This is a genomic window from Streptomyces omiyaensis, from assembly GCF_014650895.1.
Classification (GTDB): domain Bacteria; phylum Actinomycetota; class Actinomycetes; order Streptomycetales; family Streptomycetaceae; genus Streptomyces; species Streptomyces omiyaensis.
In genome coordinates this window covers 106036-122876 of record NZ_BMVV01000006.1, presented here as the reverse complement: position 1 = coordinate 122876, position 16841 = coordinate 106036, and the positions used below count along the sequence as shown (strand labels likewise).

The 16841-nt window shown below is 75.8% G+C and carries 14 protein-coding genes and 1 riboswitch; of the genes, 6 read left to right on the top strand and 8 right to left on the bottom strand.

What is annotated here, in order from left to right; all coding sequences use genetic code 11:
- The first annotated feature begins 136 nt into the window (after positions 1-136).
- The gene (abc-f, locus tag IE287_RS12275) at positions 137-1738 is read left to right on the top strand and encodes a ribosomal protection-like ABC-F family protein (RefSeq protein ID WP_189849020.1); all 1602 of its coding nucleotides are present in this window, start codon (positions 137-139) and stop codon (positions 1736-1738) included.
- A 35-nt stretch (positions 1739-1773) separates the two neighbouring features.
- On the opposite strand, the gene cobN is transcribed toward abc-f, so the two are convergent.
- Complete coding sequence (gene cobN / locus IE287_RS12270; RefSeq protein ID WP_189849019.1) at positions 1774-5388, bottom strand: cobaltochelatase subunit CobN; 3615 nt, start codon at positions 5386-5388, stop codon at positions 1774-1776.
- A 41-nt stretch (positions 5389-5429) separates the two neighbouring features.
- A riboswitch (cobalamin riboswitch) is annotated at positions 5430-5564 on the bottom strand.
- Positions 5565-5641: 77 nt separating this feature from the next.
- Between cobN and IE287_RS12265 the strand changes: the two genes are divergently transcribed.
- The 3 genes from IE287_RS12265 to IE287_RS12255 are packed head-to-tail and all read left to right on the top strand — an operon-like array spanning position 5642 to position 9008.
- Positions 5642-6883 carry a ferredoxin-like domain-containing protein gene (locus tag IE287_RS12265; protein WP_189849018.1) on the top strand — a complete coding sequence of 414 codons (1242 nt, stop codon included), beginning with the start codon at positions 5642-5644 and terminating at the stop codon, positions 6881-6883.
- Positions 6883-7518 (top strand): precorrin-8X methylmutase, encoded by a 636-nt coding sequence (locus tag IE287_RS12260; RefSeq protein ID WP_189849234.1) that lies wholly within the window; start codon positions 6883-6885, stop codon positions 7516-7518. The genes IE287_RS12265 and IE287_RS12260 overlap by 1 nt, the downstream gene beginning before the upstream one ends.
- Positions 7515-9008, top strand: coding sequence for a precorrin-2 C(20)-methyltransferase (locus IE287_RS12255; protein WP_189849017.1), 1494 nt, complete (start codon positions 7515-7517; stop codon positions 9006-9008). The genes IE287_RS12260 and IE287_RS12255 overlap by 4 nt, the downstream gene beginning before the upstream one ends.
- Positions 9009-9017: 9 nt before the next feature.
- On the opposite strand, the gene IE287_RS12250 is transcribed toward IE287_RS12255, so the two are convergent.
- Together IE287_RS12250 and IE287_RS12245 are read right to left on the bottom strand one after the other, a co-directional pair.
- Positions 9018-10589 (bottom strand): serine hydrolase, encoded by a 1572-nt coding sequence (locus IE287_RS12250; protein ID WP_189849016.1) that lies wholly within the window; start codon positions 10587-10589, stop codon positions 9018-9020.
- A gap of 109 nt (positions 10590-10698) precedes the next feature.
- Positions 10699-11430 (bottom strand): cobalt-precorrin-6A reductase, encoded by a 732-nt coding sequence (locus IE287_RS12245; protein WP_189849015.1) that lies wholly within the window; start codon positions 11428-11430, stop codon positions 10699-10701.
- A 12-nt stretch (positions 11431-11442) separates the two neighbouring features.
- Here IE287_RS12245 and IE287_RS12240 point away from each other — a divergent pair, with 12 nt between their 5' ends.
- Entirely contained in the window at positions 11443-12567 is a 1125-nt protein-coding gene (locus IE287_RS12240; protein WP_189849014.1) for a cobalt-precorrin-5B (C(1))-methyltransferase, read from the top strand.
- Positions 12568-12846: 279 nt separating this feature from the next.
- Here IE287_RS12240 and IE287_RS12235 read toward each other — a convergent pair whose 3' ends face one another.
- The 3 genes from IE287_RS12235 to IE287_RS12225 all read right to left on the bottom strand — a co-directional run bounded on the left by IE287_RS12235 (position 12847) and on the right by IE287_RS12225 (position 14629).
- A complete protein-coding gene (locus IE287_RS12235; protein ID WP_189849013.1) occupies positions 12847-13521 on the bottom strand; it encodes a nucleotidyl transferase AbiEii/AbiGii toxin family protein in 675 nt (224 codons plus the stop codon).
- Positions 13518-13874, bottom strand: a complete 357-nt coding sequence (locus IE287_RS12230) for a transcriptional regulator (RefSeq protein WP_189849012.1) — start codon at positions 13872-13874, stop codon at positions 13518-13520. Before IE287_RS12230 ends, IE287_RS12235 begins: the two co-directional genes overlap by 4 nt.
- Before the next feature lie 71 nt (positions 13875-13945).
- Positions 13946-14629 (bottom strand): hypothetical protein, encoded by a 684-nt coding sequence (locus tag IE287_RS12225; RefSeq protein ID WP_189849011.1) that lies wholly within the window; start codon positions 14627-14629, stop codon positions 13946-13948.
- A gap of 91 nt (positions 14630-14720) precedes the next feature.
- On the opposite strand from IE287_RS12225, the gene IE287_RS39425 reads away from it, so the two are divergent.
- The gene (locus tag IE287_RS39425; protein WP_099895366.1) at positions 14721-14795 is read left to right on the top strand and encodes a 50S ribosomal protein bL37; all 75 of its coding nucleotides are present in this window, start codon (positions 14721-14723) and stop codon (positions 14793-14795) included.
- A 73-nt stretch (positions 14796-14868) separates the two neighbouring features.
- Here IE287_RS39425 and cobM read toward each other — a convergent pair whose 3' ends face one another.
- Positions 14869-15618, bottom strand: coding sequence for a precorrin-4 C(11)-methyltransferase (gene cobM, locus IE287_RS12215; RefSeq protein ID WP_189849010.1), 750 nt, complete (start codon positions 15616-15618; stop codon positions 14869-14871).
- A complete protein-coding gene (gene cbiE, locus IE287_RS12210; protein WP_189849009.1) occupies positions 15615-16841 on the bottom strand; it encodes a precorrin-6y C5,15-methyltransferase (decarboxylating) subunit CbiE in 1227 nt (408 codons plus the stop codon). The genes cobM and cbiE overlap by 4 nt, the downstream gene beginning before the upstream one ends.

The following is a 16841-nucleotide window of genomic DNA, read 5'->3' as shown; positions in this document are numbered from 1 at the left end:
CCCTTCCGCGAAACAAAGCGAGACGAGACGATCCGTCTTGCCAAACCGGTCCCCGTGCCGTACGGTCGGGACATCGACACGACGAGACGCCACGTCTCGCCGGTCGCCCCGTGTTCCCGACACCAGGAGACCGCCCTTGTTCCGTGCACAACTCACCGAGGTCACCAAGCGCTACGACGACCGGTACGTCCACCACCGGACCGTCCTCGACCGCGTCTCCCTCACCGTCCGTCCCGGCGAGCGCCTCGGCGTCGTCGGCGACAACGGCTCCGGGAAGTCCACCCTGCTCCGGCTCCTCGCCGGCCTCGAGACCGCCGACAACGGCACCGTGGCCGTCGACGCCCCCGGCGGCCTCGGCCATCTCGCCCAGACCCTCGACCTCCCCGCGACCGCGACCGTCGGCGACGCCGTCGACCACGCGCTCGCGGAGATCCGGGAGCTGGAGCGGGAGATCCGGGAGGCGGAGAGCACCCTCACCCCCGCCGGACTCGACCGGTACGCCGCGCTGCTCGCCGCCTACGAGGCGCGCGGCGGCGAAGGCGCCGGGCGACGGGTCGCGACCGTGCTGCGCCGGCTCGGCGAGACCGCACCGCCCGACCGGGACCGGCCGCTGGGCACCCTCTCCGGCGGGCAGCGGGCCCGGCTCGCGCTGGCCGGCGTCCTCGCCGCCGACCCGGAGCTGCTGCTGCTCGACGAGCCGACCAACGACCTCGACGACGAGGCCGTGGCCTGGCTGGAGGAGCGGCTCCGCGCCCACCGGGGCACGGTCGTCGCCGTCTCCCACGACCGCGCCTTCCTCGACCGGGTCGCCACCGCCGTCCTGGAGGTCGACGAGGACCGGCACACGCTGCGCCGCTACGGCGACGGCTACTCCGGCTACCTCGCCGGGCGCGCCGCCGAACGGGCCCGCAGGGCGCGGGAGCACGAGGAGTGGAGGGACGAGCTGGCCCGCCACCGGGCCCTCGCGGACAGCAACATCGACCGCTTCTCGGCCATCCCGCGCAAGGCCCCCGCCGCGTTCAGCGGGGCGGGCGCCTTCCGGGCCCGGTCCCGGGCGCACGGGGCGATGAGCAGGATCCGCGCCGCCCGCGAGCGGCTGGCCCGGCTCACCGAGAGCCCGGTGCCGCCGCCGCCCGAGCCGCTGCGCTTCCGCGCGGACCTGACGGAGGCGGGCGGGGGCGCGGCCGTGGAGCTGACCGGGATCCGGGTCGACGGCCGGCTGGGCCTCGACGCCCTGCGCCTGGAGCCGGGCGAGCGGCTGCTCGTCACGGGGCCCAACGGCGCGGGGAAGTCGACGCTGCTCAGGGTCCTGGCGGGCGAGCTCGCCCCGGACGCGGGCACCGTGAGGGCTCCGCGCCGGGTCGGGCTGCTCCGCCAGGACACGGCTCCGCCCACCGACCCCCGTACGGTCGGCGAGGCCTTCGGCGAGGGCCGCGAGGAGGAACTGCTCTCCCTCGGGCTCTTCGCCGCCCGGGACCTGAACACCCCGGTACGCCTGCTGTCGGTCGGCCAGCGCCGCAAGCTGGAGCTGGCCCGTCTGGTGACCGCCCCGGCCGACCTGCTCCTCCTGGACGAGCCGACCAACCACCTGGCCCCGGCTCTCGTGGAGGAGATCGAGGCCGCGCTCGCGACCTACCGGGGCACGCTGGTGATCGTCAGCCACGACCGCCGGCTGCGCGCGGGCTTCCCGGGCCGGCGGCTCGAACTGGCCCCGGCCCGGGCCCTCGCGACGGCCTAGACGATCGGGGCGTCCCTCCTCGTCCTTCCTCGGCCCTACTCGTCGCCCTCGAGGTCCCCCTCCGTCTCCAGGAACACCTGGCGGAGGGCGGCCAGGGTCTCCGGGTCCGGCTTCTCCCACATGCCGCGCGACTCGGCCTCCAGCAGGCGCTCGGCGATGCCGTGCAGGGCCCAGGGGTTGGCCTCCTTGAGGAAGGCCTGGTTCGTCTCGTCGAGGACGTACTCCTGGGTGAGCTTGTCGTACATCCAGTCGGCGACGACACCGGTCGTGGCGTCGTAGCCGAAGAGGTAGTCGACGGTCGCGGCCAGCTCGAAGGCGCCCTTGTAGCCGTGGCGGCGCATCGCCTCGATCCAGCGCGGGTTGACCACCCGGGCCCGGAAGACCCGGGAGGTCTCCTCCACCAGGGTCCGGGTGCGGACGGACTCCGGGCGGGTCGAGTCGCCGATGTACGCCTCGGGGGCGGTGCCGCGCAGCGCGCGGACGGTGGCCACCATGCCGCCGTGGTACTGGAAGTAGTCGTCCGAGTCGGCGATGTCGTGCTCGCGGGTGTCGGTGTTCTTCGCCGCCACCGCGATCCGCTTGTACGCGGTCTCCATCTCGGCGCGCGCCGGGCGGCCTTCGAGTCCGCGGCCGTACGCGTACCCGCCCCACACCGTGTACACCTCGGCGAGGTCGGCGTCGGTGCGCCAGTCCCGCGAGTCGATCAGCTGGAGGATGCCGGCGCCGTAGGTGCCGGGCCGCGAGCCGAAGATGCGGGTGGTGGCGCGCCGCTCGTCGCCGTGCTCGGCCAGGTCGGCCCGGGTGTGGGCGCGGACGTGGTTCCGCTCGTCCGGCTCGTCCAGGCCCGCGACCAGCCGGACGGCGTCGTCGAGGAGGCCGATGACGTGCGGGAAGGCGTCCCGGAAGAAGCCGGAGATGCGCAGGGTGACGTCGACGCGCGGCCGGCCCAGCTCCTCCGGGGGGATGGCCTCCAGGCCGTTGACCCGGCGCGAGGCCTCGTCCCACAGGGGGCGGACGCCGAGCAGGGCCAGCGCCTCGGCGACGTCGTCGCCGGCGGTGCGCATGGCGCTGGTGCCCCACAGGGAGAGGCCGACGGAGGTCGGCCACTCGCCGTTGTCGGTGCGGTAGCGCTCCAGGAGGGAGTCGGCGAGCGCCTGGCCGGTCTCCCAGGCGAGCCGGGACGGCACGGCCTTCGGGTCGACGGAGTAGAAGTTCCGGCCGGTCGGCAGCACGTTGACCAGGCCGCGCAGCGGGGAGCCGGACGGACCGGCCGGCACGAAGCCGCCGTTCAGGGCGTGCACGGCGTGGGTCAGCTCGTCGGTGGTGGCGGCGAGGCGCGGCACCACCTGCTCGCAGGCGAAGCGCAGGACGTCGTGGACCTCCCGGCCGTACGCGGCGGCGACCTCCGCGACCGCGTCCGCGGACCAGTCGGCGGCCTCCATCGCCTCGACCAGCCCGCGGGCCTTCGCCTCCGCCTCGTCGGCGCCGGTGCGGGTCGCGGCGGACTCGTCGAGGCCGAGGGCCTCGCGCAGGCCGGGCAGGGCCTGGGTGCCGCCCCAGATCTGGCGGGCGCGGAGGATGGAGAGGACCAGGTTGACCCGGGCCTCGCCCTCCGGGGCGCCGCCGAGGACGTGCAGGCCGTCGCGGATCTGGGCGTCCTTGACCTCGCACAGCCAGCCGTCGACGTGCAGCAGGAAGTCGTCGAAGCCGTCGTCGTCGGGGCGCTCCGCCAGGCCGAGGTCGTGGTCGAGCTTGGCGGCCTGGATCAGGGTCCAGATCTGGGCGCGGATCGCGGGCAGCTTCGCCGGGTCCATGGAGGAGATCTGCGCGTACTCGTCGAGGAGCTGCTCCAGGCGCGCGATGTCGCCGTACGAGTCGGCGCGGGCCATCGGCGGCACGAGGTGGTCGACGAGGGTGGCGTGGGCGCGCCGCTTGGCCTGGGTGCCCTCGCCGGGGTCGTTGACGAGGAAGGGGTAGACGAGCGGCAGGTCGCCGAGGGCCGCGTCGGGGCCGCAGGCGGCGGAGAGGCCGGCGTTCTTGCCGGGCAGCCACTCCAGGTTGCCGTGCTTGCCGAGGTGGACCATGGCGTCGGCGCCGAAGCCGCCGTCCTCGGCGCGGGCCGCGATCCAGCGGTAGGCCGCCAGGTAGTGGTGGGAGGGCGGGAGGTCCGGGTCGTGGTAGATCGCGATCGGGTTCTCGCCGAAGCCGCGCGGCGGCTGGATGAGGACGAGGAGGTTGCCGCGGCGGAGGGCGGCGAGGACGATGTCGCCCTCCGGGTTCCGGGAGCGGTCGAGGAACATCTCGCCGGGCGCCGGGCCCCAGTGCTCCTCGACCTGCTCGCGCAGCTCCGCCGGGAGTTCGGCGTACCAGCGCTTGTAGTCGGCGGCCGGGATGCGGACCGGGTTCCGCGCCAGCTGCTCCTCGGTGAGCCAGTCCTGGTCGTGGCCGCCGGCCTCGATCAGGGCGTGGATCAGCTCGTCGCCGTCGCCGGAGACCAGGCCGGGGAGGTCCGCCTCCGGGCCGAAGTCGTACCCCTCCTCGATCAGCCGGCGCAGCAGGGCGACGGCGGAGGCGGGGGTGGCGAGGCCGACGGCGTTGCCGATGCGGGAGTGCTTGGTGGGGTACGCGGAGAGGACGAGCGCCAGCTTCTTCTCGGCGTTCGGGATGTGGCGGAGGCGGGCGTGCCGGACGGCGATGCCGGCCACGCGGGCGGCGCGCTCGGCGTCGGCGACGTACGCGGGCAGGCCGTCGGCGTCGATCTCCTTGAAGGAGAACGGGACGGTGATGAGGCGCCCGTCGAACTCGGGGACGGCGACCTGGCTGGCCGCGTCCAGCGGCGACAGGCCCTCGTCGTTCTCCTCCCAGGCGGCGCGGGAGCCGGTGAGGCAGAGCGCCTGGAGGACGGGCACGTCGAGCGCGGCGAGCGCGCCCGCGTCCCAGGCCTCCTCGTCGCCGCCCGCCTGGGCGGTGGCGGGCTTGGTGCCGCCGGCGGCGAGGACGGTGGTGACGAGGGCGTCGGCGCCGCGGAGCACGGCGAGCAGCTCCTCCTCGGGGTCCCGCAGGGAGGCCACGTACAGCGGGACGGGGCGGGCGCCGGCGTCCTCCAGGGCGTCGCAGAGGGCGCCGACGAAGGCGGTGTTCCCGCTCATGTGGTGGGCGCGGTAGTAGAGCACGGCGACCGTCGGGCCGGTCACGTCCTTCGCCGTGCGCTCCAGGGGGCCCCAGGTGGGGGCGGCGGCCGGGGACTCGAAGCCGTGGCCGGTGAGGAGGACGGTGTCGGAGAGGAAGCGGGCCAGCTGCTCCAGGTTGGCGGGGCCGCCGTGGGCGAGGTAGGCGTGCGCCTCGGTGGCGACGCCGACCGGGACGGTGGAGGCGCCCATCAGCTGGGCGTCGGGGGCCTGTTCGCCGCTGAGGACGACGACCGGCTTCCCGGTGGCGAGGACCGCGTCGAGTCCCTCCTGCCAGGAGCGGACGCCGCCGAGGAGGCGGACGACGACGAGCTCGGCGCCGTCGAGGAGGCCGGGGAGGTCGGCGAGCGGCAGCCGGGAGGGGTTGGCGAAGCGGTACGGGACCGGACCCTCGGGCGCGGCGGCGTTGGCCGCGCGGGCGCTGAGCAGGTCGGTGTCGGAGTGCGACAGCAGCAGGAGCATGGCGAGGCTCAGGCCTTCCTCGGGGTTGTCCGCGCCCCGGGTGGTCGTGTGGACGGCGGGAGTTCCTGACTCACCCGGGCCGTCGCCGGCCCGGGCTCACAGTGGCGGGACCGCGCCGGATTCTCACCGGGCTTCCTCCCCGGGGTCCTGGGACCCCATGCCGATCTGCATAGTAGATCGTGGCGTCGGCGGGCCGGAGGGGGCCGGGGAGTCGGCCGGATCACACTCGGTGGCCGCCCGGTTCCCCGTGGGTATGCTCGCCGCCATGCCGCCGACCCCGCCCAGCCCGCCCGAAGCGGGCGAACCTCGCATACGGGACCGAGGCGACGCGTGCCCGGGGGCGCTCCGGCTGCACGCCGCCGCCGATGGTTTCCTCGCCCGACTCCGCCTCCCCGCAGGGAAATTGACGAGCCATCAGCTCAATGTGCTGGCCGCCGCGGCCGAGGAGCTGGGCGACGGCGGCCTCTCCGTCACCTCCCGCGCCAACGCCGAGCTGCGCGGTCTGCGCGAGGGCTGCGACGCCCGGCTCGCCGCGCTCCTCTCGGACGCCGGCCTGCTGCCCTCCCCCACCCACGAGCGGGTCCGGAACATCGTCGCCTCCCCCGCCGCCGGACTCGACGGACTCGGCCACGCCGACGTCCAGTTGTGGGCCCGCGCCCTGGACGCGGCGCTCTGCGCGGAGCCCCGTGCCGCCGCCCTCTCCGGCCGCTTCCTCTTCGTCCTCGACGACGGGCGCGGCGACGTCGCCGGCCTCGGCGGCGATGTGACCTTGGTCGCAGCACCGGACGGCCGGGCCCTGCTGTCGGCGGGCTCCGGAGCCTTCCGGCTGCCCGCCGCCGACGCCGCCGGCGCCGCGCTCGCCTGCGCCCTCGCCTTCCTCGACGCCGCCGACGCGGCCGGCACCGGCGCCTGGCGCCCCCGCGAGCTGCCGGCCGGCCTCCTCCCGGACTGGGCCGGCGCCCTGGCCCGCGCGGGAATCGGTGCGGAGCCCGTGCCCCCCGCCCCCCTCCGGCCCGCGCCGCCGCCCGCGCCCGGACCGCTCGGCGACCACGCCCTCCACGTCCTCGCCCCGCTCGGCCGGCTGACCGCCGCCCAGCTGCGGGCGCTCGCCGGGGTCGCGGCCGAGGTCCGCCTCACCCCGTGGCGCGGGGCGGTCGCCGTGGGCCCCGCCCCGGAGCTGCTCCCCGCGCTCGCCGCCCACGGCCTGATCACCGACCCCGCCGACCCCGGCACCGGCGTCACCGCCTGCACCGGAACCCCCGGCTGCGCCAAGTCCCTCGCCGACGTGCGGGCGGAGGCGGCGCGCGCGCCCGGCGGACCGCTGCCCGTGCACTACTCCGGCTGCGAGCGCCGCTGCGGGCATCCGCACGGCACCCGCGTCGAGGTCACCGCCCGGGACTCCGACACCTACCTGCTGGACGGCGCCCCCGTCCCCCGTACCGCCCTGGCCGAGGCCGTCGCGGCGGCCCGCCAGAGACCGATGGAGAGCCGATGATGTACGAGTACGAGAAGGACGGCGCCGAGATCTACCGCCGCTCCTTCGCCACGATCCGCGCCGAGGCCGACCTCGGCGCCCTGCCCGCCGACGTCGCCACCGTCGCCGTCCGCATGATCCACGCCTGCGGCATGACCGACCTCGTCCGGGACCTCGCGTACTCCCCCGCGGTCGTCTCCCGCGCCCGCGCGGCCCTCCAGGCCGGCGCCCCCATCCTCTGCGACGCGCAGATGGTCGCCTCCGGCGTCACCCGCAAGCGGCTGCCCGCCGACAACGAGGTGCTCTGCGCCCTCTCCGACCCGGCCGTCCCCGCCCTCGCCGCCGAGCTGGGCACCACCCGCTCCGCCGCCGCCCTCGAACTCTGGCGGGACCGCCTCGAAGGCTCCGTCGTCGCCATCGGCAACGCCCCCACCGCCCTCTTCCACCTCCTGGAGATGATCGCGAAGGGCGCGCCGAAGCCCGCCGCCGTCCTCGGCATCCCCGTCGGCTTCATCGGCGCCGCCGAGTCCAAGGACGCCCTCGCCGCCAACGGCCTCGGCCTCGACTACCTCGTGGTCCGCGGCCGGCGCGGCGGCAGCGCCATCACCGCCGCCGCCCTCAACGCCCTCGCGCACGAACCGGAGATCCAGGCATGACCACCGTGACCGGCAAGCTGTACGGCGTCGGGCTCGGCCCCGGCGACCCGGAGCTGCTCACCCTCGCCGCCGTCAGGGCCATCGCCGAGGCCGACGTGATCGCCTACCACTCGGCCCGCCACGGCCGCTCGATAGCGCGCTCCATCGCCGCCGGCCACATCCGCGAGGACCACGTCGAGGAGCGGCTGATGTACCCGCTCACCGTCGAGACCACCGACCACCCCGGCGGCTACCGGGGCGCCCTCGACGACTTCTACGAGGAGGCCGCGGCCCGGCTCGCCGCCCACCTCGACGCGGGCCGCACGGTCGCCGTCCTCGCCGAGGGCGACCCGCTCTTCTACGGCTCCTACCAGCACATGCACAAGCGGCTCGCGGACCGCTACGACACCACCGTCATCCCCGGCGTCACCTCCGTCAGCGCCGCCGCCGCCCGCCTCGGCGAGCCGCTCTGCGAGGCCGAGGAGGTCCTGACGATCGTCCCCGGCACCCTGCCCGAGGACGAGCTGACGGCCCGCCTCGCCGGCACCGACTCCGCCGTCGTCATGAAGCTCGGCCGCACCTTCCCCACCGTGCGGCGCGCCCTGGAGCGGGCCGGCCGGCTGGAGGACGCCCGGTACGTGGAGCGGGCGTTCATGGCGGGCGAGCGGACGGAGCGCCTCGCGGACGTGGACCCGGAGTCCGTCCCGTACTTCTCGGTCGCCGTCCTCCCCTCCCGCATCGACCGCGAGAACCCGGTCCGCGAGCTCGGCGAGGTCACCGTCGTCGGCACCGGACCGGCCGGCGCCCCCTGGCTGACCCCCGAGTCGCGCGGCGCGCTCGTCAACGCCGACGTCCTCGTCGGCTACACCACCTACCTCGACCGGGTGCCGGTGCTGCGCCCCGGCCAGATCAGGCACGGCTCCGACAACAAGGTCGAGTCCGAGCGGGCCGAGTTCGCCCTCGACCTGGCCCGCCGCGGACACCGGGTCGCGGTCGTCTCCGGCGGCGACCCGGGCGTCTTCGCCATGGCGACGGCCGTCCTGGAGGTCGCCTGCGAGCCCGCGTACGCGGACGTGCCCGTCCGCGTCCTGCCCGGCGTGACCGCCGCCAACGCGGCCGCCGCGGCGGCCGGCGCGCCCCTCGGCCACGACTACGCGACGATCTCGCTCTCCGACCGGCTCAAGCCCTGGGACGTCATCGCGGACCGGCTGCGCGCCGCCGCCGGGGCCGACCTCGTCCTGGCCCTCTACAACCCGGGCTCCAGGTCCCGCACCCACCAGGTCGCCGCCGCCCGCGACCTCCTCCTGGAGCTCCGCTCGCCCGACACCCCGGTGGTCGTCGCCCGTGACGTCGGCGGCCCGGAGCAGTCGGTGCGGGTGCTGACGCTGAAGACCCTGGACCCCTCCGAGGTCGACATGAGGACCCTGCTGCTGATCGGCTCCTCGCAGACCCGGGCGGTCGAGCGCGGCGACGGCCGGACGATCGCGTGGACGCCTCGGCGGTACGGCTGACCGGCGTCGCTAAGGCTGTCGGGTGAAGGTCCCGAGTCCTTCGCCGTCCAGGTACTCGACGGTGAAGGACTTCCCGTCCGCGGCGAAGGTGACCCCGGTGCGGCCGACGGCGTTCTCGCCCCGGGTCTCGAAGCTGAACACGTCGCCGTCGTAGGGGGTCAGGCGGTACTCCTGGGGCTCCGGCCCCAGGCGCAGGACGAGCCCTCCGTCCTCCTCCACCACCTGCGCGCGGCCGTAGTAGTCGCTGCGGTACGCGCCCGTGTAGACGTCCGCGTCCCGCGCGGGCGCGGCACCGGACGGCGGGCGGGCGTAGTCGGTGTCCGAGCGGCCCTCCTCCTCCTGCTGCCGATAGACCGCGTCGACCAGCGGGATCCAGTCCCGGCTGACCTTCCCGGTCTCCGCGATGTCGAAGAAGTCGAGGGCGACGGCGTCGGCGACGCCGACCGGCGAGGCGTTGGTGAGGACGACGATGCCGAGCTGTTCGCCGGGCAGCATCGTCACGTTGGTGTGCGCGCCCTCGGCGAAGGCGCCCGTGTGGGAGAGCCGGAGCCGGCCGGCGTCGTCGTAACTCACGTTCCAGCCCAGGCCGTAGAAGCCGGTGCGGGCGGCGGGGGCGCTCGGCGGGTTCGAGACCGCCTCGGGCCAGTGGGTGCGCTCCAGGGCGTCGGCGGCGACGATCCGCTCGCCGTCGAGCTCGCCGTTCGCGAGCTGGAGGCGCAGCCAGACGGCCATGTCGCGGGCGGTGGAGCTGACGCCCCCGGCCGGGGACTGGGCGTCCGGGTCGCGGACGAACTCCGGCTTCCACTCACCGCCGGTCTTCACGTGGCCCCAGGCCCGGTCGGGCGCCTTCTCGAAGTCCTCGAAGCGGGAGCTGGTCGCGTCCATGCCGGCGGGCTCGTAGAGGACGTCCTCGGCGAGCTTCTCCCACGGCACGCCCTTCTCGTCGGCGACGGCCTGCGCGGCCGCCGTCAGGCCGAAGTTGGTGTAGGCGTAGCTCGCGCGGAACGGCGCCAGCGGCTCGTACCGCAGGTGGGACAGGATGTACTCCCGGTCGTAGCCGAGGTCTTCGAGCAGGTCGCCGGCGTGGTCGGGGAGCCCGCTGCGGTGCGAGAAGAGGTCCGCGACCGTCACGTGCGAGGTCACCCACGGATCCTTGAGGCGGAAGCCCGGCACGTGCGGGGCGACCGGCCGCGACCAGCCGTCGACGCCGACGGCGCCGGAGACGACGGTCGAGGCGATCGGCTTGGAGACGGACGCCAGCTGGAAGACGGTGTCGGCGTCGACGGCGGCGCTCTCCCCCGCCTTCCGCACCCCGTACCCCTGGAGGTGCAGCACCTTGCCGTCGTGGACCACGGCCACGGCGACGCCCGGCACCCCGGTGCGTTCCATGGCGCTCTCGACCACCCCGTCCAGCCGGTCGACGGCCCGCCGCACGTCGGCGGCGTCGAGCTCGGGCGGGGGCTGGTTCGGCGGAGGCGTGGGGGCCGGGGTGGGACTCGGGCCCGGCCCGAGCGCGGTGGCGCCGAGAAGCGCCGCCAGCCCCGTCGCGACAAGCCAGCGAAAGGTAGCCACGCCTTCCATTGAACGCCCGGCGGCGGCGTCTGTCGCGGCGGGTCCCACGGGGGCCCCGCCGGCTCTGTCGGGCCGGCCCCGGTCTGCCTCACCTCGGCCCCGGTCGGCGGGGCGCCCCCTACCCCCGGCGCAGCTCGCCCGCCCAGGCCGCCGCCTCCCGGGGGGAGGCCACCGTCGGCACGCCCTCCGGGACCGGCGGCCGGCGGACGACCACCACCGGGACGCCCGCCTCACGGGCGGCGGTGAGCTTCGGGGCGGTGGCGGCGGCGCCGCTGTCCTTCGTCACCAGGACGTCGATCCGGTGACGGGCGATCAGTTCCCGCTCCCCTTCGAGGGTGAACGGCCCCCGGTCGAGGAGGACTTCGGTCCGTGCGGGCATCGTCCCCTCCGGTGCGTCCACCGACCGCGCGAGGAACCACTCGGGCCGGTCCGCGAAGGCGGCGAGCCCCATCCGGCCGGTGGTGAGGAAGACCCGCCCGAAGCCGTCCAGGGCGCGGGCCGCCTCCTCCAGCGACCCCACGTCACGCCAGTCGTCGCCCTCCCCCGGGACCCAGCCGGGGCGGCGCAGCGCCAGCAGGGGAACATGGGCGGAGGCGGCCGCCCGGGCCGCGTGGAAGCTGATCCGCTCGGCGAAGGGATGGGTGGCGTCGATGACCGCGTCCACGGCGTGCTCGCGCACCCACGCCGCCAGCCCCTCCGGCCCCCCGAAGCCGCCGATCCGGACCTCGCCGGCCGGCAGCCGGGGCGCCGCCACCCGCCCGGCGAGGGAGCTGGTCACCCTGGTGCCGGGATGCAGCAGACCGGCCAGGGCGCGGGCCTCGGTCGTCCCTCCGAGAATGAGCACGTGCATAGGAGCCCCTTCGTGAGTACCGGCGGCGGGCGCGAGGCCCAACTCAAGCACACCGGGCTGCGGCCCGGCTGGACGACCGGTGCCTGTGCGACGGCCGCGACGACCGCCGCGTACACCGCCCTGCTCACCGGCGACTTCCCGGACCCGGTGACGATCACGCTGCCGAAGGGCCAGACGCCGTCCTTCGCCCTGACGGCGGAGTCGCTGGCCGGGGGCTCGGCCATGGCCGCCGTGGTGAAGGACGCGGGCGACGACCCGGACGTCACGCACGGGGCGGTGATCCGGTCGACGGTACGGCTCCTGCCGCCCGGTTCCGGCGTCGTCTTCCGCGCGGGCGAGGGGGTCGGCACCGTCACCCTGCCCGGTCTCCCGCTGGAGGTCGGCGAACCGGCGATCAACCCGGTGCCGCGCCGGCTGATGCGCGAGCACGTGGCGGAGGTCGCGGCGGCGCACGGCGCCCCCGGGGACGTCGAGATCACGATCTCCGTCGACGGCGGCGCCGAGATCGCCCGCTCCACCTGGAACCCGCGCATCGGCATCCTCGGCGGCCTGTCGATCCTCGGCACCACCGGCGTCGTCGTGCCGTACTCCTGCTCGGCCTGGATCGACTCCATCCGCCGGGGCGTGGACGTGGCCCGCGCCGGCGGTCTCACCCACGTCGCCGGCTGTACGGGCTCCACCTCCGAGCGCACGGTCACCGGGCTGTACGACCTGCCCGGCATCGCCCTCCTCGACATGGGCGACTTCGCGGGCGCGGTCCTCAAGTACGTCCGCCGCCACCCCGTCGACCGCCTCACGATCTGCGGCGGCTTCGCCAAGCTCTCCAAGCTCGCCGCCGGCCACCTGGACCTCCACTCGGCCCGCTCCCAGGTCGACAAGGGCTTCCTCGCGGAGCTGGCCCGCGAGGCGGGCGCGACCGAGGCCCTCGCGGCGGAGGTCGCCGCCGCCAACACCGGCCTCGCCGCCCTCCGCCTGTGCGAGGCGGCCGGCGTCCCCCTCGGCGACCTGGTGGCCGTCCGCTCCCGCGACGAGGCCCTCGCCGTCCTGCGCGGCGCCCCGGTCGCGGTGGACGTCGTCGCCATCGACCGCGCGGGCACCGTCGTGGGCCGCTCCTCCCCGAAGGGGCCGGGGGCGTAGACGGGGCGACAGGCGGGGCCGCTCCCGCCGGGAATCCCGGGACGGCCGACTTCTCGCGCGAACCCACGCTGACCGGTGACCTCGTCACGCTCCGTCCGGTGACGGAGGACGACGTGCCCGCGCTGCTGCCGTTCTTCGAGGACGCGGAGGTCGCCCGGCCGACCGGCAGCCACCGCGCCTTCGACGAGCCCGCGCCGCGCGAGTGGTACGGCTCGCGGGGCGGGACCGACGACCGGCCGGACCTCGCCGTGGCGGAGCGGGCGGCGGCGCGGGGCCGAGTCAGGCGTCGTCCTCCGGCGGGGTGCCTTCGAGGAGCCGTTCGCCGATGTCGTCGGCCCAGCGCCGGGCCCAGGCGCGCAGGTCTCGGATCCGGCCCTCGTCGAGGCCGTGCGCGGTGAACTCGTCGTCGTCGATCCACTCCGCGCCGGCGAGCTTCGCCTGGAGTTCCTCCAGGTCGAACGCGTCCCGGGCGTGCTGCCGGCCCAGCTCCTCCAGCTCCTCGTGGCTCCAGCGGTCCGCCGCCGCGCGGACGTCGACGAGGTCCCGTGCCATGCCCCGGTCCGCGAGGGCGCGGACCTTCGTGCCGACCACGTCCCTCAGGGAGAGCAGCAGTCCGAAATCGCGCCGTTCGGGAGGACCGCACAGCACTTCCTTGAGGACGTCGACCTCGCACTCCTCGCCGGTGGCGGGATCGGTGACGATCAGGCGGGCGGAGAGCGGGTCGGTCTCCAGGGTCCGCACCCGCCAGCCCTCCGCCTCCAGCGCGGCCCGCAGGTGGGCGGCGATCTCCGGCATCGGCCGGGGGTTCTCGGTGGCGACGTCGAGGTCCCGGCTCAGCCGGTCGACCAGGCCGTGCGCCTGGACGGCGTAGCCGCCGGTCAGGACGAGCGGGTACTCGACGCCCGCCGCGAGGACGTCGTCGAGGAGGCGGCGGTGGAGCCCGGTGAGCCTCACCCCGCGCGCCCGGCGACGGCCACCGGTGCCAGTTCGCGGAAGGCGTCCTCCCAGACGACGCGCAGGTCCTTGCTGACGAGGGTGCGCAGGACGGGCCACAGCTCGACGAGGAGGTCCCGGTTGAGGTGCCGGACGAGGTCGTCGTGGCCGCCCTCGGCGAGGACGGTGCGGTAGCAGCTCATCCGCAGCCGGGGCCGGTCGAGGTCGTACTCCGTCAGCCCCGACCAGGCCAGGTGCAGGGGAAGCCGGACCGACCCGTGCCCGGGTCCGCGCAGTGCGGACAGGTCGGTGGGGAGCCGTCGTGCGTACCGTTCGCGCCGTACCTCGGAGACGGTCGCCGTCTCGTGTGCCATGCCTCCGATTATCCCCGCGCGCGGCCGGCCCGGGGGGAACACGCGGCACTTCCGTCACGGGCGGGATCCCGTCAGGGGCGGGGCGGCGGGAAGCCGATCTCCGCGATGTCCTCGGCGAGGTCCGTGAGGGTCACCGACGGGTTGAGGGCCGTCACGACCTCCTGGGTGAGCGGGCGCAGGGCGAGGACGTGGCGGACGGCGCCGAGGTCGACGGGGGTCCCGTAGTACTCCGAGGCCCACTCCGCGTACGCCTCGGGGGTGCGGTCCAGGAGCAGGCGGAGGAGGCCGTGGGAGCCGTCCGGGTCCGGGTGGCCCTCCAGGTCGGGGAAGGCGACCGGGCCGGTGTGCCAGGCGGTGTCCGCGGACTCGCGCCACAGGCAGGCGGTGGTGGCGTGGACGTCGTCCTCGTCCAGGAAGGCGGGCTCCGTCAGGTACTCCCCGAAGGCCTCCGGGACGCCGTCGAGGACGCCGGGCCAGGTCGCGCCGTCCGCGAGCGGGCCGTACGGGCTCAGCGGCGACTCGTGGTCGAAGACGCGGGCGAAGGCCCCCGCCGGGGAGAGGACGATCGTGTACTCGCCGCCCCGGCCGTCCTTCATCGACGCCAGCTGCTCGGTCTCGGACCAGTGCGCGTCGAAGGAGTAGTACCGGCCCTCCCAGGCGGGGCTCAGCACGGCGTCCAGCATCGCGAGGCCCCGGGAGCGGTCGCGCAGTTCCTCGATGCCCGGCAGTGCCCGGGCCACGTCGTAGACGGTCATGGGACCCATTCAAGTGGACGGCACCGACGTGCGGCGCCCCGCCCCCGAACCTACGCTGGCCACGACGCAACCCCGCGAGAGAGGGAGTCCGATGGCGAAGCGCGGCAACAAGAAGCGGGCCCGCAAGAAGAAGAAGGCGAACCACGGCAAGCGGCCCAACGCCTGAGCCGTGACGACGACGGAGGCCGGGCCGGTACGGGCCCGGCCTCCGGTGCGCCGGCGGGCGCGCCGGCCGTGCGTCAGCAGGTGTGGCGGTCGCGGGCCGGGTCGTAGAGGTGGCTGTCGCGGAAGGCCGAGGCCGCGAGGGTGCGGCCGACGAGGATGACGGCCGTCTTGGTGATGCCGGCCTCCCGCACCTGGTCGGCGATGTCCGCGAGGGTGCCGCGCAGGACGACCTCGTCGGCGCGGCTGGCCAGGGCGACGACGGCCGCGGGGCAGTCGGCGCCGTAGTGGGGGAGCAGTTCGGAGACGATCCGGTCGGCGTAGCGGGCGCCGAGGTGGAGGACGAGCAGGGCGCCGCTGCGGCCGAGGGTGGCGAGGTCCTCGCCGTCGGGCATGGGGGTGGCCTGCTGGGCGATCCGGGTGAGGATGACCGTCTGGCCGACGGTGGGGACGGTGAGCTCCCGCTTGAGCGCGGCCGCGGCGGCGGCGAAGGCGGGGACGCCGGGCACGACCTCGTAGGGGATGCCGGCCGCGTCGAGGCGGCGCATCTGCTCGGCCATGGCGCTGAAGACGGACGGGTCGCCGGAGTGCAGCCGGGCCACGTCGCGGCCGGCCTCGTGGGCGGCGGTGATCTCGGCGACGATCTGGTCGAGGTCCATCCTGGCCGTGTCGACGAGCTTCGCGTCCGGGGGGCACTCGGCGAGCAGCTCGGTCGGCACGAGGGAGCCCGCGTAGAGGCAGACGCCGCACTTCGCGAGGGTCCGCGCGCCGCGCACGGTGATGAGGTCGGCCGCGCCGGGCCCCGCGCCGATGAAGTAGACGGTCATCCCTCTTCAGAACCTTTCGTTACGGACCACTGGGTCACGGGCATGGCCGTGCGCCAGCCGGTGAAGCCGCCGACGGGCACGGCGGCGGAGACGGCGAGCCGGATCAGTTCGCCGCCGTGGCGGCGGTACCGGTCGGCGAGCAGGGCCTCGGATTCGAGCGTCACGGTGTTGGCGACGAGCCGGCCGCCGGCGGGGAGCGCGTCCCAGCAGGCGTCGATCAGGCCGGGGGCGGTGAGCCCGCCGCCGATGAAGACCGCGTCGGGGACGGGGAGGCCGGCGAGGGCGGCGGGGGCGGGGCCGGTGACGACCCGCAGCGCCGGCACGCCGAGGGCGGCGGCGTTGCGGGTGATCCGGGCGGCCCGCTCGGGGGACTTCTCGACGGCGATCGCCCGGCAGTCGCGGTGGGCCCGCATCCATTCGGCGCCGATGGAGCCGGAGCCGCCGCCGACGTCCCAGAGCAGCTCCCCGGGGGCGGGCGCGAGCGCGGCGAGCGTGGCGGCGCGGACGTACCGCTTGGTGAGCTGCCCGTCGTGCTCGTAGGCCTCGTCGGGGAGGCCGGGCACGGTGCCGAGGCGGAGGGTGCCGGGGTCGCGGACGCAGTCGAGGGCGAGGACGTGGAGGGCGTCGGTGCGCGGGTGCGGCCAGTCGGCGGCGGTGGCGTCGAGGAGCCGCTCGGCGGGGCCGCCGAGCTGTTCGAGGACCCGGATCCTGGTGCCGCCCCAGCCCGCCTCGCACAGCAGCGCCGCGACCCGGGCGGGGGTCTCGGGGCCCTCGCCGAGGAGGAGGAGCCGGCGCCCGGGGTGGAGGGCGGCGCGGAGCGCGTCGAGCGGCCGGGCGACGAGCGAGAGCGTGTCGACGGCCTCCAGGGGCCAGCCGAGACGGGCGCAGGCGTACGAGACGGAGGACGGGTGCGGGCGGACGTCGAGGCGGTCCGCGCCGACGGTCTCGGCGAGCGTGCGGGCGATGCCGTAGAAGGAGGGGTCGCCGCTGGCGAGGACGGCGATCGCGCGGCCCTCGTGGGCGGCGACCAGTCCGGGGACGGCGGGGCGGAGCGGGGACGGCCAGGGGATCCGTTCGCCGGGGCAGTCGTCCCCGGGGAGGAGGTCCAGCTGGCGGGGGCCGCCGAGCAGCACCTCGGCACCGCGCAGGATCCGGCGGGAGCCCTCGGGGAGCCCGTCCCAGCCGTCCGCGCCGATTCCGACGACCGATATCGCACCGTTCAC

What these genes read in the sequence shown, in the direction of transcription:
- cobN (WP_189849019.1), bottom strand. Translation starts at nt 5,388, where the DNA reads ATGCTCCTGCTGCTGTCGCACTCCGACACCGACCTGCTCAGCGCCCGC.
- IE287_RS12230 (WP_189849012.1), bottom strand. Translation starts at nt 13,874, where the DNA reads ATGGCACACGAGACGGCGACCGTCTCCGAGGTACGGCGCGAACGGTAC.
- IE287_RS12245 (WP_189849015.1), bottom strand. Translation starts at nt 11,430, where the DNA reads ATGCACGTGCTCATTCTCGGAGGGACGACCGAGGCCCGCGCCCTGGCC.
- cobM (WP_189849010.1), bottom strand. Translation starts at nt 15,618, where the DNA reads ATGACCGTCTACTTCATCGGCGCGGGGCCCGGCGCGGCCGACCTCATC.
- IE287_RS12255 (WP_189849017.1), top strand. Translation starts at nt 7,515, where the DNA reads ATGACCACCGTGACCGGCAAGCTGTACGGCGTCGGGCTCGGCCCCGGC.
- IE287_RS12225 (WP_189849011.1), bottom strand. Translation starts at nt 14,629, where the DNA reads ATGACCGTCTACGACGTGGCCCGGGCACTGCCGGGCATCGAGGAACTG.
- IE287_RS12265 (WP_189849018.1), top strand. Translation starts at nt 5,642, where the DNA reads ATGCTCGCCGCCATGCCGCCGACCCCGCCCAGCCCGCCCGAAGCGGGC.
- IE287_RS12260 (WP_189849234.1), top strand. Translation starts at nt 6,883, where the DNA reads ATGTACGAGTACGAGAAGGACGGCGCCGAGATCTACCGCCGCTCCTTC.
- IE287_RS12250 (WP_189849016.1), bottom strand. Translation starts at nt 10,589, where the DNA reads ATGGAAGGCGTGGCTACCTTTCGCTGGCTTGTCGCGACGGGGCTGGCG.